Below are 24,868 nucleotides of genomic sequence, written 5' to 3'. Positions count from 1 at the left end.
CAATTTAACGCTTAAAATCAGAAACCATGTGCGGAATATTTGGAACCTTAAATTTTAATTCCAGTAAAGACCAACAATATATTTACCGTGATTTGTTTCATCGCGGACCAGATGAGCAACGTCATGTTGAACAGGATAATTTGGAGTTATACCATACCCGACTGGCCATACAGGATCTGACTGACCAAGGTCAGCAGCCCATGAAATATGAAGGGCTCACCATTGTTTTTAATGGGGAGATTTATAATCACCTGGACATCAGAAAAAAATATGGCTTGCAAAGTTCTTCCAGCTCTGATACAAAAACCATTTTGATGTTATACAAACTCATTGGAATGAAAATGTTAGAGGAGTTCGATGGCATGTTTGCATTTGCTTTATATGATTCCATCAAAAAAAAGCTTTACCTGGCTAGAGATCGTGCAGGAAAGAAACCGCTGTATGTTTATGTTAAAGGACTGCAATGTGTTTTTTCTTCTGAACTGAATATCCTATCCAAAGTGGTGTGTCCTGAAATAGATTATGCTTCCATAGCGGATTACCTATATCTGGGTTATCATTATAGAAAAGCCACCCCTTATCAAGGGGTATCAGAGCTGGAGAATGGCTGTTATCTGGAGATAGATACCCATACCAATCTCAGTAAAAAAGTGAAATGGTTTGATATGGCCACGTACTACCAGAAAGAGAATAGATTGAGTTATCCTGATGCGATGGAAAGGTTAGACCATCACCTTCATTTGGCGATAAAAAGAAGGATTGATAGTTCAGACCTGGATGTCGGGGCATTTTTAAGCGGTGGGATTGATAGTGGATTGGTGACCTCAATAGCAGCCGAACATACCACAAATTTAAAGACGTTTACCGTTAAGGTAGAAGGCAGCTATGATGAATCTCATTTGGCGCAAAAAGTAGCTCAAAAATATTCGACCAACCATACGGTTGTGGACATCACATTTTCAGATTTACAAAAAGACATAGAAAAAATACTCATCAACCATGGTGAACCTAATTGTGATAATTCAGCGATTCCTAGTTACTACGTAGCAAAAGAAGCAAAAAAACACATCACAGTAGTATTAAATGGCGATGGAGCCGATGAATTGTTCGGTGGTTACCGCCGGTATGTGCCTTTCAAACATTATGATTTTTTTAACTCTGGTAAGGTAAGTACTACCGCGGCAAAAATGCTGACCAGCATTCTGCCAATTGCCAATGAAAAACAAAGTAGCTATAACTATCTGTATCGCTTATTAAAGTTAGCGGGTTATGATGATTTGCTTAAGGTGTATAATTCGGCATCCTGCGACCTGTTTGTTGGCTTTGAAGAGCAGTTTATTCATAAACCATTGATGAAAGAGCTCAGTGCAGACCTGATGAGCATCAATCAGATGCCGATCAGCTCCTTAAAAAAGATCATCCTTACGGATTTTCAATCCATGCTGTTCAGCCGATTACTTCCGAAAATGGATATTGCTACAATGGCCCATTCCCTCGAAGGAAGAAGTCCATTTCTGTCCAAAGAAATATTGGAATTTGCACCAGGCTTACAAGACCATTTTAAAATAAATAAGTTCAAGACTAAGCCGATTTTGAGAGACTTAGCGATCAGGTACCTGCCTGCAGATCTGATAAACCAACCTAAGCGTGGGTTTGAAATTCCACTTAAATCCTGGGTAAATGGCGAACTGAAGGCCATTATAAACGATTACCTGCTTGCTCCAGATGCGCTTTATGCAAAAATCATTAAGAAAAGTTTTATAGAAGATTTATTGAACTCGAAAGTTAAAATCTCCGATGAAAGAAGGGCGAAAATTCTCTTTTGCATTTTCGGACTGGAAGTTTGGTTCAAGGGCTGCTATCGCCAGTAGAATTCTCCAATTTCTCTTTTCATCCAGGAAAATACCTTTTGATTTAAAATCATATTTAAACACTTAACATAAACACTATGAAAATTTTAGTAACTGGTACAGCCGGATTTATAGGCTTTCATTTAGCAAAACGTTTATTGGAAAGAGGAGACGAAGTTGTTGGGGTAGACGTCATCAATGATTATTACGATATCAATTTAAAACATGCCCGTTTGAAGGAAAGTGGAATTTCTCCGGACCTTATTGTTTACGATCAGCCCATAGCAAGTACAAAATACGACAACTATGTATTTGTGAAATTGGACCTGAACGATAAGGATGGGCTAATGGAGCTCTTTAATACCCATCATTTTGATGCCGTATGCAATTTGGCAGCTCAAGCAGGGGTAAGATATAGTCTCACAAATCCATCAGCCTATGTGGATTCTAATATTAGTGGATTCTTGAATGTGCTGGAATGCTGCAGATTTGCCAATGTGGAACATCTCCTGTATGCGAGCTCCTCCAGTGTTTATGGTTTAAATGCAAATATGCCCTTTTCGGTTCATCATAATGTAGATCATCCCGTATCCTTATATGCTGCCTCTAAAAAATGTAATGAACTAATGGCGCATGCTTATAGCCACCTTTTTAATCTGCCAACTACTGCTTTACGATTTTTTACAGTTTATGGCCCTTGGGGCAGACCAGATATGGCTTTGTATATATTTACAAAAGCAATCATGGAAGGTAAGCCAATTGAGATTTTTAACAATGGGAATATGAGTAGGGATTTTACCTATATTGATGATATTGTAGAAGGAATTCTACGGTTAATTGATCAGCCAGCAAAAGCTAATGTAAACTGGGATGCAGCTCAGCCAGATCCTGCGAGTTCAAATGTGCCATTCCGTTTATTCAATATAGGTAGAGGAGCACCGGTAACGCTTTTAGATTTTGTGAAAGAAATAGAAGAAAATATCGGCATCTCCGCCATTAAACAGTTCTTACCTATGCAATCTGGAGATGTAGCCGCTACTTGGGCAGATATTACCCCGCTAGTGAATGAACTGGACTACAGACCAGCAACCTCAGTGAAAGAAGGCGTGCACAAATTTGTGGACTGGTACAAAATGTTCTATGGATACCATAAAGAGGCGAGGAGAAGGTCAAGAATCAGGCCATCAAATCAAATTCTTGTCTATGGAAATAAAGTATAGTATATTTTAAGGAAATAAAAGTCAGTAAAAAGTCATGAAATAAAAATGTGCAATAAGTGTAAAATGGCTTTACACCCTGTTTTACAGTTGTATAATCCTTCTCTGAATGCTGGAAACCGAACTTTTAAGCTACTGTTAAACCGCTATGTTGGATCTCATTGTAACTTTTGAGATACAATTTTTTTACAACCTCCCCGTTTAGGAGTTGTATTTAAAAATTAGAGCGTTTAATGGAAAGATTGAAAGAAAAATTAAAAAAAGTGTGTGTGTTAAGTTTATTGTTATCGACAATTTTAACGTTTAGTCAGTGTAAAAAGGAAGGGACGAGACCTGGGAATGCCGATACCCCCCTCACTAATGAAACCCCCGGTGTGTTAGATTCACAATTGGTGAGCGGATCAGCTTCAGGGCTGATGCAAGTAAATGTCTCCACCGGGACTTCAGACGGTGGTTTTGCTTTAAGGATTCCAATGGACGCTAAATTAACCAGCGATTCGAATGAGAAACCTACAGCTTCTACAGTAAGAGTTTTTGAAAATGGGGTAGAAATTGGCCCAGCTCACTCTTCACATGATGACATCAGAACTAAAGGAAAAGGGCGTTTCAGCCACAAATTAAATTTCCTGTATTTATCAGCTTCTGATAACTCAGATCCAAAAACAAACGGTAAAAAGTATACTTATACTGTAAATGGGCAGGGTGGAGCTATTTTAGAACCAACTCCGCCAACTACTGAGCAACCTACCGCTCCAGTTGCTGGAAATGAACCGATTGGTTATGCTTCAGTAAATGGTAAAACTACAGGTGGTGCCGGCGGACAAACCGTTACGGTAACTACTTTGGATGCACTTAAAAGCGCTTTAAGCTCAAAGTCTCCTTTGATTATCCAGGTATCAGGAACGATTACAGGTACAGGCTTACTTCAGGTAGAATCTAACAAAACGATTTTGGGCCTTAGCGGATCTAAGCTAATTGGTGCGGGTCTTTTGATCTACGGAAAGAACAATGTAATTGTTAGAAACATGACGATTAGTAAAGTGCGTACGTATTCTAATATTATCATTAAGGAAGGTGCTCATCATGTATGGGTAGACCATTGTGATCTGGGATCAGAGCTGGTAAGCGACTGGGATTATTATGATGGATTACTGGACGTTGGAACAGGTGCTGATTATGTGACTTTATCATGGAATAAATTACATGACAATCACAAAGCAATGCTGATCGGTTTTAGCTATACCCGTCCGGATGATGCCAACCACCTAAAAGTAACCGTACACCATAACTTGTTCTCTAACATTTCAGAACGTACTCCTGATGTGAGATACGGTAATGTTCACGTATTCAATAATTATATGTTGAATGCAGGTTATGTAGGATCACTAATGGGGGCAACGGTTAGAGTAGAAAATAACTATTTCAAAGGTTCTTCTCTTCCAATCAGAACAGAAATTAGCCCGGTTGCAGGTGTAATCAGTGGTTTAAGTACCAACATTTTTGAAAGCTCTGGAAGCAACAAAATTACTTCGGCTCCTTCAACATGGGTACCAACTTATGAGTATAAGTCAGCGCTGAATGCAGCAGCAGACGTACCAGCTGTTTTAACTAAAAGTGCCGGTGCAACTTTATAAGTTTTTTAAAAACTAAACAATACCATGCTCACCATTCAAGCTGCCTGCAATATAGGTAGCTTGAATGGTTTTTAATCCACATCTTCTTTTTTAAAGCGTATTCCAAATGGCTCCCGCCATTGATTTGAGCATTACTTTTTCGCCTCTTCGACTGTAATTGAGCTTCATTTCCTGACGCTCCCAAATGTATTTTATTTAGAATTTATGTTGCTCCAGATGAATAAATCTGGCCGCCATAATTCCTTCTATATAATAGATGCTGATGGCATTAAATCGCTATGTATTATGGACAATAACAGAAAAAATGTATTGATCGCCTGCGATTCTTCCCATACCTTATTGGAATTTCGTGGCAAACTTATCGAAGAGCTGGTAAAGGGGAATAATGTAGCTGTTTTTACACCTACGATCTCCAGACAGCAGGTTAGAGATAAGTTAGAAAGTCTGAATGTAAAGGTGTATGAGAACAACTTGAATGGGAGCAATGTCTCCGTCTTTGCTGATCTTAAATATATCATTCAGTTGTATAAATTGATCAAAGAAACGAAACCTGATGTGTTTTTTCCGTATACCTTTAAACCAGTGATATATGGAACAATGATAGCTAAAATATGTAAGATCGCCTGTATTACACCAATGCTAACAGGTTTAGGTTATAATTTTAGTCACGATGGAACAAAAAACCGGTTGGTTAGCGCCATCACTAAAATCTTACTTAAAATCAGCTTAAAAGGGAAGAAGGGAATTCGGATCATCTTTCAGAATAAAGATGATTATCATAAACTATTGGAGACCGGAATCATTAGTCAGCAACAAGAAGCATTTGTCGTAAATGGCTCTGGCGTCGACCTAAGTCATTATGAGTATACAGAACCCGATACTTCAAATATTAGCTTTCTGATGATCTCCAGATTGATCAATGCTAAAGGAGTTAACGAATATTATGAAGCTGCCAAAGCAATTCGCCACAAGTATCCTGAGGCCAAATTTAAACTGATTGGGTCTTTTGATAATAATATAGACTCCATCACCTTAGAGTTGTTCTCCAAAATTCTATTCGATGATACGATAGAATACATAGGAAGAGTGGACGATGTGAGGCCTTACATTAAAAATGCTTCTATTGTAGTATTGCCTTCCTACTACGGAGAGGGGGTGCCAAGATGCATCCTGGAAGGAATGGCAATGGGTAGAGCCATCATTACCTGTGATTCTGTCGGCTGTAGGGAAACCATACACAATTCCTCAATCGGTCGTAATGGCTTTTTAGTTCCTGTGAGGAATGTGTCGGCGCTGGCTTTAAAGATGGAATACTACATCAACAATACCACAGATATCATTTTGTACGGTCTGAATGGCAGGAGCTTTGCAAAAGAAAAGTTTGATGTGAATCTGGTAAATGCCGATATGCTTAGGATCATGAACGTTGGTTAAGGAGTAAATAATTTAGAATGTTATAATTAATCTTTATTATGTCATATCATTTGATCAGTATTCGACAATCAGCACAATGGATTGCTTGTGTGCAAGCTGCTGTGAACTATGATTTTTATCATACCTGGCATTATCATGCGCTAGAGAAAAATGGAGAGCCACTACTTTTTGTCTATGAGGAAGCTGATATTTTTATCGCACTTCCGCTGTTAAAAAGGGAAATTAATAATTCCGGCTTATTTGATTTAACCTCTGTGTATGGATATTCCGGTCCAATCTCCAACTTGAAATTTAAAGACATCAATGATCAATTTCTGGAGAACTTTAAACAGTCATTTTTAAACTTTATGAAAACGGAGCGATATATCTGTCTATTCTCCAGGTTAAATCCATTCATAGATCAAAAAGTTTTAATAGAAAAAATAGGCGGGCTATCGGACAATGGAAAAACAGTTTATATGGACCTGTCTATTCCTATTGAGGAACAGCGGGCAAATTATGAAAAAAGACTAGGTAGGCAAATCAGGCAGCTCAGAAAAATGCCCTACCATATCAAAGAAGCAAGTACGGATGAGGAAATCCGTTTATTTACAGCAATGTACACTGAAAATATGCTGAGGCTGGGCGCCGGAAAACGTTATTTCTATGGGGAAACTTATTTTAAGGAACTCCTCAGTGGTAATAAAGAGGAATGCAAGTTGATTGTAGTTTATCACGCTGAAGAAATGATTTGTGGCGCTGTAATTATGTGTGCTGGAAATGTTATTCGAAATCATCTTTCTGCAACCGCTAACGACTATGTTCATTATTCGCCCAGTAAATTGCTGACGGATGAAATTAGCGTCATCGGCCGACAACTTGGAAAGCAGTATTTTCACCTTGGTGGAGGTTTGGAAGGCAAGGAAGATTCCTTGTTTAAATTTAAATACTCTTTTTCCAGACTTTTACTGGAAGACAATACCTGGCGGTTTGTATCCGATCATCTGGTTTACAATGACCTGGTAAAGGAACGAAACGACAGTAGAAATATCAACTATTTCCCACTGTACCGAGTTCCTGCGCTATCCATCAAATGAGAGTTCTTTAAAATCGATAATTAACTAAAGTTTAACCTTTAAATCCATTTGCTTTGAAAAATAAATTTATTTATTCTGAAGCCACTTTGAGTGACTTTGAGAATGCAATTGACGAGTATGGCTGGGTCATCTATGAAGATGCTGCTAATGAGCGCATGATCAACACAATAATTAATGATCTAGAGCCAGCCTACTTGATGAGGAGAGAAATTCAGGTTCAGAATGGCATTGAGACAAATATGGAAGGCACATTGCATCATTTGTTGGAGAAAGACAATTTTAGTATACCATTCTTGTCTCAAAAGTATTGTGATAGAGAAATGAGGCATTTCCTGGATGGCAATTATATCGTAAATGGAATAAGTGGAGTGCTCAATTTTAAAAATTTTAAAGCCTATGTTCATAATATTCATCGTGACATCAGGAGCTTTACCGGAGAATTTAAAATTGCCATTCAAATGATTGTTTTACTGGACGATTATACGCTTGATAATGGGGCAACCTATTTCCTTTCTGGATCTCATCAGAAAGAGGACAAACCTGATGACACATTTTTCTATGAACAAGCAGACCGGGCAGTGGCAAAAAGAGGAAGCATTATTTTATTTGATTCGAACATATGGCATGCAGTGGGCATCAATAATACAGATGGCCCTAGACGAGCATTGACCCTAACTTTTACCAGACCATTCTTTAAGCCACAGTTTGACTTTCCAAGGTTTTTGGGATATGAATATGGGAAAGGTTTAAATGATCATTTAAAGCAAGTCATTGGATATAATGCCCGTATTTCTGCCAATTTACAGGAGTTCTATCAACCCCCACATTTGAGAATGTACCAACCTGGTCAAGGCTGATGATGTTCGTTTTAGTATTAATATATCATTTTTTAAAATAAAACAATATGAATAATCCTGTCTATTTAAGGCCCTTAGAGGTAGCGGATGCTAAAATTTCGTATCAATGGCGTAATGACCCAGAAATTTGGGTATATACAGAGTTTAAACCTGCTCAGCCAGGGATTACGATGGAAAAAGAAACGGAATGGCTCCGTCTTAAATTAGAGAAATCAAATGATAAACGCTTTGCCATCTGTATGAAAGAGACAGATCAATATATTGGTAATGTACAACTGATTGATTTAAATAATGGCCAAGCTGAATTTCATCTATTTATTGGGGAGCGTCAGTTCTGGGGAAAAGGAATTGGAAAAGCAGCTACCCAACTTATTCTCGAAGCTGCATTTTCTGAGATGAACCTGGAAAGCGTGTTTCTATTTGCACATGAAGACAATGCTGCCGGTCTTTCAATTTATAACAAACTCGGATTTGTTCCGGTAGGCAAACATCACAATCAGTTGAAAATGCTGTTGACGAAACAGACATTTACTCCCTTTAGCTAATCAGCTGGCCTATATTTTATTTTTTTAAATCTATACGACTATGAGGAAATTAATAACCCTTCTTGAGAGGGAGGAATGGACTGCTTATGTCAATGCCGCTGTAGAATATGATTTTTATCATACCTGGCGCTATCATTCTTTGGATCATAATGGCCATCCTTTTCTTTTTGTATATGAAGAAGATGAAAATTACATCGCTTTCCCATTGTTAAAAAGACATATATCGGATTCTCTATTTTCTGATCTAAGCTCTGTTTATGGATACACGGGCCCAATATCCAATCGGAAATTTGAAGATATGGAGGACAGCATGATGGATAACTTTAGAGTGTCATTCTTAGAATTCCTCCATGCTGAGCAAAATGTCTGTGTTTTTTCAAGACTTCATCCGTTTTTTAACCAACACCTGTTGTTTGATAAATTTGGAGGCATTCATGAAAATGGAAAGACAGTAGCAATTGATTTAACCATTTCTATTGAGGAACAGCGAAAGAAATATAGGAAAACCACGCTGAAAAACATCAAAAGATCATGGAAAGCGGGTTATTCAGTTAGAGAGAGTAGGGCCCAGGAAGACATCACGTTATTTTATGATTTGTATACCCGAAATATGGAAAGGGTGGAAGCCTCAGATTGCTATTTTTTTAGTAGAGAGTATTTCAATTGCCTGATTGATAGTGATGAATTTGATTGTCGCCTGTTATTGGTTTATGCTAAAGAAGAGGTGGTTTGTGGGATGATTGTGACCTTTACTCATGGTATTATTCAGGGACACCTGGTGGGAACAAAACTAGAATATTTAAAGGATTCTCCTGCAAAATTTTTAGTAGATGAAATTACCCTGATTGGTAGAAATGAAGGAATGAAATACCTGCACCTTGGAGGAGGAGTGGGCTTTAAGATGGACACTTTATTTAATTGGAAGGCGGGCTTTTCAGATCTGTTTCTGGAATATAAAAGTTGGCGTTATGTGTCTAATAGTCCTGTTTATCATGCGCTGGTAAGTAAGCGAGATATTGATGAGCATAAAAATATTGATTTTTTTCCGCTGTATCGGGCGGTGCTAAATAGTTTAACATTTGGTTGTCTTCAACTGGTTATCTAACACTTCATATTATGAAAATGCTCCTATTTCGTGACAAAATATATTCGCGCTGGTTGATCTTACTTATTGATCAAATTATCGTCGTATGGACATTGTTGATGTCCTTCCTATTGCTTCACAGATTTGAATATGTCGAGTTAGGTTATTCAAATTTTGTCATTTATACCGCTTTGTATAGCTTGATTTCAATTGCCGTATTTATGGTGATGCGCATCCATACTGGAATTATACGGTATTCTAATACGGAAGACATCATACGGATATTTATGGCAGTGCTGTTCACTAGTATTATTTTTACCATTACCAGTAATTTCTTTTTTGTGCCAGATTTTAAACGCTCTTCAAAATGGTTTCCGGAAATACTGATTATAAATTTCTTCGTGTCTTCATCTTTGCTGATTATGCTTAGGGTGGCAGTGAAAAATTTGTTCTTTTATATGAAAACAATAGCACCCAATGATAAAAAAGAGAACATACTCATATATGGCTCTGGAAGAGATTCTATTTTGGTGAAAAAAGCCTTGGAAGGAGGAAATACGAATGACTTAAATGTCTTCGCTTTTGTGGATGACAATGCCGATAAAATCAATAAACATATTGAGCAAAAAAATGTTTACCATTCTAAATCAATTGATGCTTTACAGCGTAAATTTAATATACAGAAGGTCCTTTTCGTTGGTGATGATTTGAATGTAAACGGGAAGAAAATGACAATTGATAAATGTATTGAACTAGGCATAAAAGTAGTTACGGTTCCGCAATCTGATAAATGGTTATATGGTAAACTGACACCGAATCAAATTAAAGATTTAAAAATCGAGGACTTATTGCACAGGGAGCCAATCGTACTGACGAAAAATAATATTTTAAGGGAAATGCAGGGGAAACGTATCCTGATCACAGGTGCTGCAGGCTCTATAGGTTCCGAAATTGTGCGTCAGATTGTAGGATTTAATCCAGAATTTGTGGTGTTATGTGATCAGGCTGAAACACCTCTTCATGATCTGCAATTAGAGATTGAGGATGATTTTAAAGGAGCAAAAACTCATATTGTCATGGCGAATATTCAAAATAGGTGTCGGATGAAATCAATTTTTGAAGCGTATCAACCTCAAATTGTTTTTCACGCGGCAGCTTATAAACATGTTCCTATGATGGAGAGTAATCCTTCTGAAGCTATTTTAACCAATGTAATGGGAACTAAAAATATTGCGGATTTGGCCATAGAATATGGCGTCGAAAAATTTGTAATGATCTCCACAGATAAAGCCGTGAGGCCAACTAATATTATGGGGGCCTCTAAACGCCTGGCCGAAATGTACATTCAATCCCTTAACAATGAAAAAAACTTAACCATATCAAATGAGAAATTAATTGCCCATCCAACAGAAACACGGACAAAATTTATTACTACTAGATTTGGCAATGTTCTGGGCTCTAATGGCTCTGTGATCCCAAGATTTAAAGCACAGATCGCGCGTGGAGGACCAGTAGCAGTCACGCATCCGGAAATCACCAGGTATTTCATGACTATTCCAGAATCCGTGCAACTGGTGCTGGAAGCTGCGGCTATGGGCAATGGGGGGGAGATCTATATCTTTGATATGGGAGAACCTGTTAAAATTGTAGACCTGGCTACAAACATGATTAAATTAGCCGGATTAATCCCCGACAAAGACATTAAAATAATATTTACCGGGTTAAGACCTGGAGAAAAATTATATGAAGAACTGTTGCTGGTGGAAGAACAAACCATTTCTACTTATCATCCAAAAATTAAAATATCAAAAATTATCAGCTATAGCATGTGCTATGTACAAAATGTAATTGAAGAACTATTACTGCTTAATAATTCTAATAACGATTTAGCAATGGTTAAAAAAATGAAGGAAATTATCCCAGATTTTAAGAGTAAAAATTCAAAATATGAAGATATAGACCATTATATGGTTGGCTGATAATTTGTTTTTATTTTTTAAAATTTCACTTGTTTTGTTGTCACAATTTTGTTATTTTTAATATAGATCTCATCCCTCTAATTCTAGTTAACATATTAAACTTATTTCTATGAATTTAAATGTAGGTCAAGTAATTGAACATGTTGTAAGAAAGGATCATATGGGGATCACTGAACTTTCTAGGAAATTACACGTGAGTAGACGAACCATATATAATTGGTTTGATCAAGAGTCTTTAAGTTTTGATGTGATTTGTAAAATTGGGAACGTCATTAATCATGACTTTTCTAAAGAATTTCCGGATGATTTTGCTCGTTTACAAGATGAGGCTAGAGAAAAGAAACTAGACCTGATGAGCAATGAAGAAAGTGCTACGGCGAACTACTCAACCGCCGTAAATTATTGGATGAACAAATACATCAAACTACTCGAAAAATACAACGAGCTGTTAAGTCAGAGCTTTCCGAAACAGTATAAAGAAATGAGATCAGATGAGTAATTACTACACCCCCAAAAAGATTTATCTTTAACAATTAGCCTTCGCTAGAACCCGAAAAAGGTGTCCAAATGTTTTGGATACCTTTTTTTATGTCTGGGCGATTAGCTAGTCTAAGCCTGGATAGGAACGCTGATCTTTGGGCAAAAAAAAAAGGATGTCTGACAGACATCCTTTTTAATAACGAACAAGGTCAATTACCAAAAAATCAACTGCGGTATGATTTGATCAGTGACCATTCCTGGTGTTTGTTATGCAGCATTTGTGATTGAACAGATTTAATCACGGCATCAATAATGTAGTCTGTATCTTCATCGGTTAATGTAGGGTAGATAGGTAAGGAGATTTCACAGGCATATTGTTTATAGCTATTTGGATAATTCACCATATTATATCCCGTTTTCTTAAAATAAGTTAGCATCGGCATTGGGATAAAATGAACGTTGACGATGACCCCGAAAGCAACGATATCTTCCATAATACGGTCTCTTTGAGCCTCTGTGATATGTTTAATGCGCATCGGAAAGATATGATAGGAAGATTCCCTGGAATAATCTTTTAATGTTGGTGGAATGAACCACTCATAATTACTTAAAATGCTGCAATACTTTTCTGCGATTTTTTTACGTTCAGGTAGGAGCAAGCGCTTGTACTGTTTAATTTGTGCTAAGCCTATAGCCGCACAGATATCAGGCATATTAATTTTTAATCCTTTATAGAGGATGTCATACTTCCAGTTGGCCCCTTTTGATTTCGCATAAGCATCTTTATTCTGGCCATTTAATGAAAAGATTTTGAGAAATTTATACTCTTCATTGTGGTCGAAATTACCGGGTAAGTTTAAGCAGGCGCAGCCTCCTTCAGCAGTGGTAATATTTTTTACAGCGTGAAAAGAAAAAATAGTAATGTCGCTGCTTACCGCTGCGGAGTGGCCCATATAAGTAGAACCAATAGAGTGTGCAGCGTCTGCAATCAAGAGGATTCTGCCAAGTTTTCGCTGCTCTTCTGAACTCGCTGTAAATAAGCTTCTGATCCTGGCGCTCCTGATTAATGATTTAATGCTATTGTAATCACAGGGTAAACCAGCAATGTCGACCGCAATAATAGCCTTTGTTCTAGAGGTAATCGCCATTTTTATGCGTTGTGGGTCTATGGTAAGGTCGTCAGCAATATCTACCATCACCGGCGTAGCCCCACAATGTAAAATACATAAAGCGGTTGCGCAATAAGAATATGCAGGTATAATGACTTCATCGCCTTCTTTTACACCAAACCATTTTAACATCATAACTGCACCAGAAGTCCAGGAGTTTACGCAGACAGCAGCTTTCGATCTGGTTAAGCGCATCACCTCCATTTCCAGTGCCATCACTTTTGGTCCGGAGGTAATCCAGCCGGACTTGAGCGTATCCATTACTTCATTAATTACATTTTGGTCAATAAACGGTGGTGAGAATGAAATGTTCATGATTTTAGGTTTAAGTTGATGAAAGCTTAGGATTGGTTTGTTAGTTAAATAGAGGAGCAAAGCTGCCCGATAGAAATCATTTGATCGCCCTTAAATCATTAATTTCTGTGGCGATTTTGTTGGTAACCAGCACGCCAAAATTATCTGTAGCAACTGGTACTGCATCGGCATAATTCTGAGTTCTCAAAATTACCCTGCAAATCATGTCCAGGTCAGGGAGTGTTAAAGTATGATACAGCGGTAGACAAACAATCCTGCGGGAAATATCCTCGCAAACAGGCATGCATACCGGATCCACATAGGGTAGGGTAGAGAGTGATGGGGAGAAATACCTTCTGCAGTATACTTTGGAAAGTTCGAGTTTTTCCATACACCGCTGCCTTAATTGTTCCGTGTCAAACAATACCGGGAAATAGGCGTAATTGTAATCTTTATCTTTATTTAGCTTTGGAAAACGACCTTTAATCTTCCCTAATTGCTGGTAATAATGAAGGGACAGGAGTTTTCTTCTTTCGAGGATCTCATCCACATACTTCAAATTACACAAGCCCATGGCCGCATGAAATTCGCAATTTTTACCATTTACGCCCAATCCTGCAAAAGTATCAGGACTGCTATGGCCAAAATTTCGGATGTACTGCATTTTATTCAGGAGTTCAGGATCACGTGTGAAAACGGCTCCCCCCTCGGTTGTATGGAATAGCTTCGTGGCATGAAAACTGGTCGCCGTGATGTCTCCATAGTCAAATACAGACCTATTTTTGTACTGTGTCCCAAAACAATGTGCTGCATCATAAATCACCTTTAATCCATGTTTGTCTGCTATCGCCTGAATGGCATCAATGTCGCATGGATTTCCATAAACATGTGTGGCCAGAATGGCGGAGGTCTGAGGGGTAATCGCAGCCTCAATTTTACTCGGATCTATGTTAAAGGTCTCACTGTCGATGTCCACATAAACCGGCTTGCAGCCCTCCCAAACTATACTGCTGGTGGTGGCAACATAAGAGAAAGGTGTGGTGATGATCTCACCTTTTAGCTCCAATGCTCTAATGGCTAGTTGTAGCGCAAAAGTGCCGTTACAGACGAAAAGCATGTGGTTTACGTTCAGATATTGTTTAAGCTTTAATTCAAGGTCATTTAGTAATGGCCCATTATTGGTGAGCCATTGACGTTCCCAGATGCTGTCAAGATATTCTTTGAATTCTTCTGTCTTTGGGAGAAATGGTTTAGTTACAGGAATCATAAGATTAATTTTAAAGGTGGAAATTTATTGCATAGCGCAGCGGCCATTTAGGAGGATCATAAATGGACATGAGGTTTCTTTGAAAAGAAAGTTCTTGGCGTATTTGTCTAACTTATATGGCTGTATTTAGCATGATATCGGCAATGGGAACACTACTCACCACAGCACAGTTCAGATGGTCCAGAACCATCAGGACGTGCTTACCCTGTACCTTAATCACGGTTCCTTCCTGATTGTAAAATATACCGTGTTTAATACGGATACGGTCACCAAGATTTATATCTTGTGAATTGATGATTTCACAAGCTACATCTCTATTCATCAGTTCCTCGATTTTTTCCATCACAATATCCCTGATTACCGCAGGTTTTCCCATATAATAAATGAAGTTTAAGACGCCTAAGGTTTGTCTTACTTTGTATTCTTCGCGTTCATTTACCCAAACAAATACATAGCCGCTAAACAAGGGTAAATCAACAATTTTCTTTCGGTCTGCCCATTGATTGGTCACGCTGCGAATTGGACAGTAGGATTTGATATCCTGCTGTTTTAGCAATCGATCCACTTTTTTCTCCCATCTCGGGCGGGTATAAACTACAAGCCAGTGCCTGCTCCAGTTGCTCCTGGATCCGAATTGATTTTCCATATCGAGAATATTTAATTGTGAAGGCAATAATTAGTACTGATATAAAAAGGGCAGAGCTTCGCTACATCACTTACATGATCGTGGTATTGAAACACTTAAATTAGGGGTGATTATGTATTAGTTTTTTGAGACCTGATCACCTAAACCGTAACCGTATCCAAAACCTCCATACCCATAGGTATTGCTGTTCTCAACTTTTGCATCATTAAACACCACCATAGGGTTAGTCAGTTTTTTATAATACAGAATATCCTTTAATATATTCAATTGCAGTTTGTCAGTATAATTGTAACGGATCAGGTAAATACTGAGATCGGTGTAGGCAGATAAACTAAAAGCGTCAGCAACTTGTCCAACAGGGGCGGTGTCTATGATCACATAGTCGAACCTGCTTTTCAGTTCTTCTATCAGTTTTCCAATCTTAGGATGCATCATCAGCTCCGCAGGGTTAGTGGTAATAGGACCACAATCCACCACAATTAAGTCATGGTATTTTCTTGAATTCATGAGCAGATCATCAATGCTCACATCGGGATTCAACAGGTAATCCGTGATGCCGATTTTTGAATTTAAATGGAGTTTCTGCAGCAGCTGAGGTTCACGCATATCGAATTCCAGTAACACCACCCGTTTATTTACAGAAGCTAAAGTCAGGCCCAGGTTGATAGAGAAGAAGGTTTTGCCTTCGGATTTCATACAGGAAGTAATCAGCATCACCTGATCAGGCATCCCATTGTTCATGAAGTTTAGGTTACTTCTGATGTACCTGAATAATTCAGTAATGGTTGACCTGCTATTGTGGTCTATCCTACTCGCCTCATTTTTGCTGACATGGTTTAATACGCCTAAAACAGGTACGCCAGTTAGCAGCTGTATGTCTTTTACATCTCTTACTTTATTATTGAGTAATGACCTGCCGTAGATAAATGCACCAGGGATAAGGAGCCCAGCAAAGCTGGCACATAGATATATCAGTTCCTTTTTTGGCGTTACAGGTACACTATTGTACGCTGGTTTATCAATGATTTGAGAAGTAGGAACCGTGGCGGATAAGGAGAGCGTTGTTTCCTCTCTTTTCTGTAATAGATACCTATACAATCCTGATTTTACACTTTGTTCTCTGGTTCTTTCCAATAGTCCACGCTCCACTGCAGGTACCGAACGGACCTTAGAATTAAATCTTGAGCTCATGGCCTGCTGACTGTTTCGTTCAATTTGTAAACCCCTTTTGATATTTTGCAGGTTTTCCTGGATGTTCGATTTTAGACTCAGCAATTGCGCGGTCAGGTTTTGTACCAAAGGATTACTTTCCTCAGAACTCCTCAGCATTTTCGCCCTTTCCTGCTGGGTCGCATTATATTTAGCCGTTAAGTCATTTAAAGTCGCATTGTTGATGTTTAATGCGCTAGGTACCACATTTAAGTTGTTGTTTTGAAGGTATTTTTCCAAGGAAGAAAGCACGTTGAGCTGGGTGTTTGTAGAAGATAGCATTTGTCCGTATTCTCCGGATTTAGTGACATTCAGGACCGCATCAGCATTCACATCAGTCACCATATTCTGCTGTTTGTAGTTTTCTACATCATGCTCCACACCAGTTAAATCCTGGCTCAGTGCATTCAGCCTTTTGTCAATAAATTTGATGGTATTCATGGCAATCAGGTTTTTCCTGATCACATCCTCCTCATTGTATTTTCTGATTAGTATCGTTAAAATATCAAGCCCTCTTTGGGGGATATTGTCCGTTAAACTGATGACTATCGTATTGGCATCTTTTACAATAGGCAGCACCACCAGGCCGGATAAACTATAGGATTCTGCCATTCGATGTAGGTTTTTGAATCTCAGAAGCACTGCTGCGGTAAAGTTTTTAAAAGCAGGACCTTTGCTGACGATAATTTTATAGCCAGATTGCTGTATTACACTGTCGTAAGGCAATGTATACTTGTTGTTATTGTCAGTTAAAATATACGCTTGATCACTATAAGGAGTTACTGTCGGTTTTTTAAGGTATCCATTAGCATTTACGGCAATAACGCTCACTTTTATCGGTACATTTTTTCCGTATAGCTCTTTGTCTTTTAAGGTGCCTTTAATAAAATAAGCAGTTTCTAAAGATAATGCTTTCAGCGTTTTATAAATTAGATCTCTGGAACGCAAAACTTCCATCTCATTGTCTGCTTTGCGATCGCTTCGGAACATATTTAGATCACTGAATGCACTTTCCTTAACTTGTCCTTCGCCTTTTTGATCGTCCTGAACCATTAAAGTACTGCTTACTTTGTATCTTGGACTAAGTGTTTGCAAGTATAGAAAACTAGCCCCAAGGCATATTAAGAATGCCAGAACAAAAGCATACCAATATTTTAAATACTGCTGTATTTTTTCCCTTAAATTCTCCAGCGCAGAGGGAGTTTGCTGATAAACGTTTGAGTTCATAATTTTATAATTAAAATAGAACAGATTATCTTAGTATAACAGTTAGTAATACAGCTGCTGCTGAAACGCAGGTAGATATGATAGGAAGTAAGGTGTTGTTTGAATTGACCTGTCTTTCTTTTGATTTGTCGGGCTCGACATAAACGATATCATTTTGTTTTAAATGGAAATACGGGGAGTTGTAGGTGTCCTTATCGTTCAAATTTAACCTGGTCATGTTGCGTACCCCATCTTCTTCCCGAATAACCAATACGTTTTCTCGTTTGCCAAAAACAGTCATGTCACCGGCCATCCCCAAGGCCTCTAATAAATTAATTTGTTCCCCAGGAACATTTAATGAAGCGGGATGATTTACCTCTCCAATTACCGTGATTTTGAAATTGACAAGCTGGAGATCCACATAGGGATCCTTGATCTGTTTCTTTAATACCTGGGTAATTAACGCCTGCGCTTCTTCCAGACTTAAACCTTCCACTTTTACTTCGCCAATCAGTGGCAGATTAATGTTTCCCGCATTGTTGATCCTGAAACCACCTTTGCTATTTATAGGCGTATTACTATTGTTGGCATTTGCACTCGCAAATAATACATTGTACTCTGTATTTAAGCTGGTTAGAGAAATACTCAGCTGGTCATTCTTTTGCAGCTTTAATTGTGCTGCACTTTGAATAAGATCATTGGAACCTTTGGGAAGGTTGCTGAAATAGACTAGATTTCTTTGTGGAGCACAACTGAAAAAAATCAGTGAAATGAACAAACTAAACGTTAAATTTTTCATTTTGATGGAGGTTAAATGATTTAACTACTTGATATCCCCGGAATTCTTAGAATAAAGTTAGATAAATAAAAAACCATAAAAAGAGTAGATGTTTAAGTTGTGTTTTAAATTGTGAACTTGCACACATTAGGTTTACGAAACTGCGCAAATTGAAGGATGAATTACACAAATTAGTGATAAAGCATAGATATGTTTTCACATATTTTTTTGTAGTTGCTGGGCAGCTGTAAATATGTATTTGTCTGGCCTTCTAAAAAAAGAAGGAGCACAGGGCTTAAAATGAAAATTATTGACCTTTAATTCGAATGTATATCTCGGTTTTAAATTTAAACACCATTTAATTTAAACATTCAGGATCGGATGAACGTTCTATCAAGTAAAGACAAATACTTGCCAATGAAAAAGGAGATCGAAAAATTCCGGGTCATGCCCGGTAAGAAATTTTCACTAAAAGATTATGATACAGCTTATACAGGTGATCTGGAAAAGGAAGCCGGAAAGGCAGAACTGGACCTGACGAAAGAAGAACTGAGTAAATTGCAGGAAACCCTGTATGCGGCAGATGCTCATTCGATTCTTATTTTATTCCAGGCGATGGATGCTGCAGGAAAAGATAGCGCGATCGCTCATGTGATGTCTGGATTAAATCCCCAAGGCTGTCAGGTGTATAGCTTTAAGACGCCAACCTCCGAAGAATATGACCATGACTTTCTATGGCGACACTATAAAGCCCTGCCAGAACGAGGTCGCATTGGTATTCACAACAGGTCACATTATGAAAATGTACTGGTTTGTAAAGTCCATCCTGAATATGTACTCCAGGAGAAGATTCCTGGATATGATACCGTAAAGAAAATAGATGATAAGTTTTGGAAAAGGAGATATGAAAGTATTAGAAATTTCGAAAAACACATCACCGATAATGGAACGGTAGTCATCAAGTTTTTTCTTTATGTCTCTAAAGATGAACAAAAAGAAAGATTTTTAGAGCGGATAGACAACCCTGCTAAAAATTGGAAGTTCTCCTCAGCTGACATTACTGAGCGGGAAAAATGGGGCGATTATATGGCGGCATACGAACAGGCAATTGAAGAAACAGCCACTGAAACAGCCCCTTGGTATGTCATCCCGGCGGATAAAAAGTGGTATGCAAGGCTATTGATTAGTCAGGTTTTGGAGCAGCATCTGAAAGACATGAACCTTAAGTTTCCGGTACTTGGTGAAGAAGAAATGGCAAAATTGGAAGAAATACAAAGGAGCTTACTACTCGGTGGCTAAAATCTCTTGCCTCGAAGAGGGCGAAATGCGCTAGGCCAGCTTCTAGTAAGCTCATTTTCCAGGTTTCCCATCAGTTATGATAACAATAACTAAAGTTTGTTCTTAGGTGGATAATTAAGTACATTTGCCACACTTTTGGTTCCCGGTAATTTTTATCGGGATTAAAAGGGAATACGGTGTGAATCCGTAACTGTCCCGCAGCTGTAAGCTCTATAACGGTATTCAAATCAAAGCCACTTTTCTAAACTCTATTTTAGAGTAGATTGGGAAGGCAGGATCACCGGGAGTAAGTCAGAAGACCTGCCATAAGTATAATATTTCATAGCTTTCGGGGATTGAAGCTTGGAGTGAGTGCTTGTTTACTGTATTTCATTTCCTTGATCTAACTGTTTGCTGTGGGTAAATAACTCACAACAAAAATGAGAAGAAACAAATTTGCCGGTCCAGGCATCAAAGCTTGTTTTTTTACTTTTCTAGCCTTTACAGGGCTCGGAGGAGTTGTGCCTTTAAATTTGCAGGCACAAACTCAGCCCGTTAAATCAGAAAATCGTCGGGATCAGTCAGGAAAACAAGATTCCCTGGAAAAAGTCAATGCTTTGAAAGAGGTACAGATTAAGACCATAAAACTCAGCAGGCGACAAACTTCTTCTACCCCTTTACAAATTCTTTCTGGTGCAGAGCTGGAAAAGCTCAACAGTCTTTCTGTTGCCGATGCGGTACGTTATTTCTCTGGCGTACAGCTGAAAGATTATGGCGGAATTGGCGGATTAAAAACCATAAATGTAAGAAGTATGGGAAGCAACCATACGGCCGTGTTTTATGATGGCGTACAATTGGGAAATGCACAAAACGGACAGGTCGATCTAGGTAAGTTTTCATTAGATAATATTGAAGAGATTGAACTGTACAATGGTCAGAAAAGCAGTATTCTTCAGTCGGCCAAAGGTTTTGCTTCGGCAAGTTCTTTATACCTGAAAGCCAGGCAGCCATATTTTGAACCGGGCAGAACTAACCGACTGAAAGCGGCCTTCAGAACAGGTTCATTTGGATTGGTAAATCCTTCTATATTGTGGCAAAGTAAACTGAGCGAGCATACGTACAGCACGGTGAGTGCAGAGTTAAAAAAAGCAAACGGGCGTTATAAATACCGCATTACAAACGGGGTGTATGATACTACAGCAGTTCGTACGGATGGGGATGTAGAAGCGATGCGACTGGAGCTTGGCTTAAACGGCATCTTGTCCGACAGTAGTAAATGGAACGTAAAGCTATATGGGTACAAAGAGAATCAGGGTTTACCTGGCGCCATCGTAGCCAACGTTTTTCACTTTGCACAACGCATGTGGAATCGTAATTTCTTTGCACAATCTGCTTATGAAAAGAACATCGGGAAATACAGTCTGGCCGCTTTAGTAAAATATTCAAATGATGATATGCGTTTCCTGAATCCGGATATTGTAAAAACTACAGGTTTTCTGGACAATACTTACCATCAGCAGGAATTCTACTTCTCTTTGGCGAATAAATTGAAAATCAATAAATTCTGGGATGTGCTCTGGTCTGCTGATTATCAGCTAAACGATATGAATGCCAATCTGGACCTCTTTGCTTATCCTACGAGATATACTTTGCTGAATGCTGTAGCTACTCAATTTCATTTCGAGCGGCTGGATATTCAAGCCAATCTATTGAGTACCCTGCTGAAGGATAAAGTGGAATCCGGTCCTGCAGCAGGAAGTAAAAATGAGCTGACACCCACGGTAATGGTATCCTGGCAGCCATTTAATCAAAAAGAATTCAGAATCCGATCCTTTTACAAGCGCATTTTCCGGATGCCTACCTTTAACGATCTTTATTACACTTTTTACCAATTTACGGTGCTTCGCCCGGAATATACCAAACAATATGACCTCGGTTTTACTTACATCAAAGGCTATGAAAACGCTGCGCTTACGCAGTTCTCTATTCAGGCGGATGCTTACTTTAACCAGGTAAAAGATAAGATTGTGGCCGTTCCGGGAACCTCACAGGCGATGTGGAGTATGAGAAATTTAGGAAAAGTTGAAATAAAAGGAATGGATGTCAATATTCAGTCTGCCTGGGAAATGGCTGATGTGCTCAACTTAAGTCTTGGGCTTACCTATACCTATCAGCAGGCAAAAGATGCTGATCCAAAATCAACCACTTACAAAAATCAGATTCCTTACGTCCCATTGCATAGCGGTACATTTTTAGCTGCTGCTGCCTACAAGAAATTTGCGCTGAATTATAGCTACCTCTATACAGGTGAACGTTATGACCAGAGCGCCAATATTCCTAAAAATTACGTACAGCCCTTTTATACCCATGATCTGGCCTTGCATTACCAAACGCAAATCCAGAAAAGGAAATTAAGGCTGACAGGGGAGGTAAACAACTTGCTGAATCAGGCTTATGCAGTCATCACAAATTATCCGATGCCGGGAAGATCTTACCGATTCAGTTTAACCTATGATTATTAAAAACATGAAGATAATGAAAACCAATAGAAGCGCTGCTTTGATCGTGTTCAGCTTACTGGGACTTTTTCTAAGTGCCTGCCGCAAGGATGTGCAGGTGATTCCAGAAGAGCAGGATCGTGTATTGCCAGCTGATCCTTCGCGCCAGCTCCAAGGTTTTTATCTGGTAAATGAAGGAAATATGGGCATGAATAAAGCCTCCTTAGACTATATGGATTTTTCTACCGGAATCTACAGAAGAAACATTTATAACCAGCAGAATCCCGCACAAATAAATGGGCTTGGAGATGTCGCTAATGACATTGCAATCTATGGATCTAAGCTGTATGTAGTGGTCAATGCTTCTAATAAAGTTGAAGTGATGGAGGCTAAAACTGGAAAGCGTATTAGACAGATTAACATCACGAATGCACGCTACATCACTTTTAGTGCTGGAAAAGCCTATGTAAGTGCTTACCTCGGAAAAATCGGCGTTCCTAACGCGCCAAATGGAGTGGTCATACAAATCGATACGACCTCACTTGCCGAAGAAAAACGTGTAGAGGTAGGCAGACAACCTGAAGAAATGGCCGTTGTTGGGCAAAAATTATACGTGGCCAATTCAGGTGGATATACTCCTTTAAACTATGATACCAGGGTTTCTGTCATTGATCTGAACTCCTTTACATTAGTCAAAAATATAGAAGTTGCCATCAATCTCCATCGCGTAAAAGCAGATCGATACGGAGATATTTATGTCACTTCCAGAGGGAATTACTTAGATATTCATTCCAAAATATTCGTCATCGATACCAAAACCGATGAAATAAAAACACGTTTTGATATTGGCGCAAGTAATCTGGCTATAGACGACGATATCGCCTATTTCTATGGCTCAGAATGGAGTAACCATACTGGGAAATTTAGCCTGAGCTATGGAATGCTGGATGTAAAAGAAGAGAAAATTTTGAGTAAAAAGTTCATCACAGATGGAACAGAAGCAAATATTATGATTCCTTACGGGATCGCAATAGATAAATACACGAAAGAAGTATTTGTAACGGATGCCCGGGATTATGTTTCGCCGGGAGTGCTGTATTGCTTTGATCCCTCAGGGAAAAAGAAATGGTCGGTGGTTACAGGCGATATCCCTGCCCATTTTGCCATGGTTTACAAATAAGAATCACCATTACCAATAAATTATAATTTATAACAAATAAAATCTAAACATGAATACATCAATTACCAAATCAGGAAGCGCATTTCTCTTCCTTGCCACAGCAGGCATACTATCATTAACTGCTTGTAAAAAAGATAAGTTACCTGAAATTCAACCTGTATCTCTGTCTACGGTTGGCGTATATGTGCTCAACGAGGGTAAATACAGTGCAGCAACAGGAGGTTCAGCGAGTTCTATAAGCTACTATGATGTGGTATCACAAAAGGTGGAGATCGATTATTTCAAGAAGCAAAACAATAAAGCACTTGGTGATAATGCGAACGACCTGAAGCAATATGGTAGTAAAATCTATTGTGTGATCACGGGGACAACGACTAGTGCCAAAGATTCTTACCTGGAAGTAATCAGCGAGTCGACCGGTAAATCATTGAAACGCATCGCTTTTTCAGATGAAAACGGAGGCTTTATGCCAAGAAATATCGTATTTGATAAAAACAAAGCCTACATCTCAGGCTATGATGGTAAAATTACGAGATTGGATACTGCGAGTTTAACAATCGATAGCAGATTACTTGTTGGTGGTGCATTAGAGCAATTGACCATCGCTAAAAACAAAATTTATGTGACCAATTCAGTACATCCATCATTCCCATCACCTACTAATTCTTCTGTGTCTGTAGTGGACATCGCCACCTTTGCTAAGTTGAAAGAAATCCCTACGGCCCTGAATCCAAGAGCAATTTCTGCAGCTGCTTCTGGTGATTTATTCGTGCTCACTTCGGGTAATTATCCCACTATCCCAGGTACAATCGACAGGTTGAGCAGTGCTTCAGATACGAGATTGAGCACTGGCAGTGATTTGGGAATTTCATTTTTAAACATCACCGGAACAACAGGTTTTGCAATGGGTTATGCTCCTTTTGTTAAATCTTTTGACACCAATACTGGTACATTGGGTGCTAACCTGATCAAGGATGCTACAGTGATCACAGGACCTAATGGAGCTACTTTAGATCCATTCGAAAAGACATTTTACATCGCCGATGCAAAAACGTTTACCGGTAATGGTGCAATGTTCTGTTTCGGAGCAGATGGAAAAGCTAAATTCAGTTTTGAAACGGGTATAGGGCCTAAATTGGCCGTATTCAAATATGGCTATTAACCATTTTTTCTAATAAATATCATCT

At 38.7% G+C, this 24,868-nt stretch carries 19 protein-coding genes and 1 riboswitch; of the genes, 14 read left to right on the top strand and 5 right to left on the bottom strand.

The genetic code is table 11. The features are described 5' to 3' along the window. Positions 1-26: 26 nt before the first annotated feature. The 10 genes from asnB to H9X96_RS11915 all read left to right on the top strand — a co-directional run bounded on the left by asnB (position 27) and on the right by H9X96_RS11915 (position 12,175). Positions 27-1,871, top strand: coding sequence for an asparagine synthase (glutamine-hydrolyzing) (gene asnB / locus H9X96_RS11960; RefSeq protein WP_187666501.1), 1,845 nt, complete (start codon positions 27-29; stop codon positions 1,869-1,871). Positions 1,872-1,948: 77 nt separating this feature from the next. Further along, on the top strand, positions 1,949-3,070 hold the full coding sequence (locus H9X96_RS11955; protein ID WP_187666500.1) for an NAD-dependent epimerase: 1,122 nt from the start codon (positions 1,949-1,951) through the stop codon (positions 3,068-3,070). 230 nt (positions 3,071-3,300) lie between these two features. Next, positions 3,301-4,701: a polysaccharide lyase family 1 protein gene (locus H9X96_RS11950; protein ID WP_222943894.1), complete on the top strand. Its 1,401-nt coding sequence runs from the start codon at positions 3,301-3,303 to the stop codon at positions 4,699-4,701. A 285-nt stretch (positions 4,702-4,986) separates the two neighbouring features. Beyond that, entirely contained in the window at positions 4,987-6,135 is a 1,149-nt protein-coding gene (locus H9X96_RS11945) for a glycosyltransferase family 4 protein (protein ID WP_187666499.1), read from the top strand. A 38-nt stretch (positions 6,136-6,173) separates the two neighbouring features. After that, the gene (locus H9X96_RS11940; protein ID WP_187666498.1) at positions 6,174-7,211 is read left to right on the top strand and encodes a GNAT family N-acetyltransferase; all 1,038 of its coding nucleotides are present in this window, start codon (positions 6,174-6,176) and stop codon (positions 7,209-7,211) included. Positions 7,212-7,264: 53 nt separating this feature from the next. Continuing rightward, complete coding sequence (locus H9X96_RS11935; protein ID WP_187666497.1) at positions 7,265-8,068, top strand: phytanoyl-CoA dioxygenase family protein; 804 nt, start codon at positions 7,265-7,267, stop codon at positions 8,066-8,068. A 47-nt stretch (positions 8,069-8,115) separates the two neighbouring features. Next, positions 8,116-8,613, top strand: coding sequence for a GNAT family N-acetyltransferase (locus H9X96_RS11930; protein WP_187666496.1), 498 nt, complete (start codon positions 8,116-8,118; stop codon positions 8,611-8,613). A gap of 40 nt (positions 8,614-8,653) precedes the next feature. Further along, positions 8,654-9,718 (top strand): GNAT family N-acetyltransferase, encoded by a 1,065-nt coding sequence (locus tag H9X96_RS11925; protein ID WP_187666495.1) that lies wholly within the window; start codon positions 8,654-8,656, stop codon positions 9,716-9,718. Between the two features lie 11 nt (positions 9,719-9,729). Beyond that, on the top strand, positions 9,730-11,676 hold the full coding sequence (locus H9X96_RS11920) for a nucleoside-diphosphate sugar epimerase/dehydratase (RefSeq protein WP_187666494.1): 1,947 nt from the start codon (positions 9,730-9,732) through the stop codon (positions 11,674-11,676). A gap of 109 nt (positions 11,677-11,785) precedes the next feature. Continuing rightward, complete coding sequence (locus H9X96_RS11915) at positions 11,786-12,175, top strand: helix-turn-helix domain-containing protein (protein WP_187666493.1); 390 nt, start codon at positions 11,786-11,788, stop codon at positions 12,173-12,175. Positions 12,176-12,380: 205 nt separating this feature from the next. Here the strand turns inward: H9X96_RS11915 and H9X96_RS11910 are convergent, their stop codons facing one another. From H9X96_RS11910 to H9X96_RS11890, 5 genes are all read right to left on the bottom strand, one after another. Further along, positions 12,381-13,640, bottom strand: coding sequence for a DegT/DnrJ/EryC1/StrS aminotransferase family protein (locus H9X96_RS11910; RefSeq protein ID WP_187666492.1), 1,260 nt, complete (start codon positions 13,638-13,640; stop codon positions 12,381-12,383). Between the two features lie 76 nt (positions 13,641-13,716). Further along, entirely contained in the window at positions 13,717-14,886 is a 1,170-nt protein-coding gene (locus H9X96_RS11905; RefSeq protein ID WP_187666491.1) for a DegT/DnrJ/EryC1/StrS aminotransferase family protein, read from the bottom strand. A gap of 112 nt (positions 14,887-14,998) precedes the next feature. Next, positions 14,999-15,532 carry a UpxY family transcription antiterminator gene (locus H9X96_RS11900; RefSeq protein WP_187666490.1) on the bottom strand — a complete coding sequence of 178 codons (534 nt, stop codon included), beginning with the start codon at positions 15,530-15,532 and terminating at the stop codon, positions 14,999-15,001. Positions 15,533-15,649: 117 nt separating this feature from the next. Next, complete coding sequence (locus H9X96_RS11895) at positions 15,650-17,968, bottom strand: polysaccharide biosynthesis tyrosine autokinase (protein WP_187666489.1); 2,319 nt, start codon at positions 17,966-17,968, stop codon at positions 15,650-15,652. A gap of 25 nt (positions 17,969-17,993) precedes the next feature. Then, complete coding sequence (locus tag H9X96_RS11890) at positions 17,994-18,746, bottom strand: polysaccharide biosynthesis/export family protein (protein WP_187666488.1); 753 nt, start codon at positions 18,744-18,746, stop codon at positions 17,994-17,996. Between the two features lie 360 nt (positions 18,747-19,106). Between H9X96_RS11890 and H9X96_RS11885 the strand changes: the two genes are divergently transcribed. The 4 genes from H9X96_RS11885 to H9X96_RS11870 all read left to right on the top strand — a co-directional run bounded on the left by H9X96_RS11885 (position 19,107) and on the right by H9X96_RS11870 (position 24,843). Then, positions 19,107-20,024: a polyphosphate kinase 2 family protein gene (locus H9X96_RS11885; RefSeq protein WP_255431093.1), complete on the top strand. Its 918-nt coding sequence runs from the start codon at positions 19,107-19,109 to the stop codon at positions 20,022-20,024. Between the two features lie 119 nt (positions 20,025-20,143). Continuing rightward, positions 20,144-20,347, top strand: a riboswitch (cobalamin riboswitch). Positions 20,348-20,443: 96 nt separating this feature from the next. Continuing rightward, a complete protein-coding gene (locus H9X96_RS11880) occupies positions 20,444-22,525 on the top strand; it encodes a TonB-dependent siderophore receptor (protein WP_187666487.1) in 2,082 nt (693 codons plus the stop codon). 13 nt (positions 22,526-22,538) lie between these two features. Next, positions 22,539-23,681, top strand: a complete 1,143-nt coding sequence (locus tag H9X96_RS11875) for a YncE family protein (RefSeq protein ID WP_187666486.1) — start codon at positions 22,539-22,541, stop codon at positions 23,679-23,681. 49 nt (positions 23,682-23,730) lie between these two features. Then, entirely contained in the window at positions 23,731-24,843 is a 1,113-nt protein-coding gene (locus H9X96_RS11870) for a YncE family protein (RefSeq protein ID WP_187666485.1), read from the top strand. Positions 24,844-24,868: the final 25 nt, after the last annotated feature.

This window comes from Pedobacter sp. N36a (genome assembly GCF_014472395.1).
GTDB lineage: Bacteria > Bacteroidota > Bacteroidia > Sphingobacteriales > Sphingobacteriaceae > Pedobacter.
The sequence above is the reverse complement of the archived record's forward strand: the minus strand, read 5'-3'. Positions and strand labels throughout refer to the sequence as shown.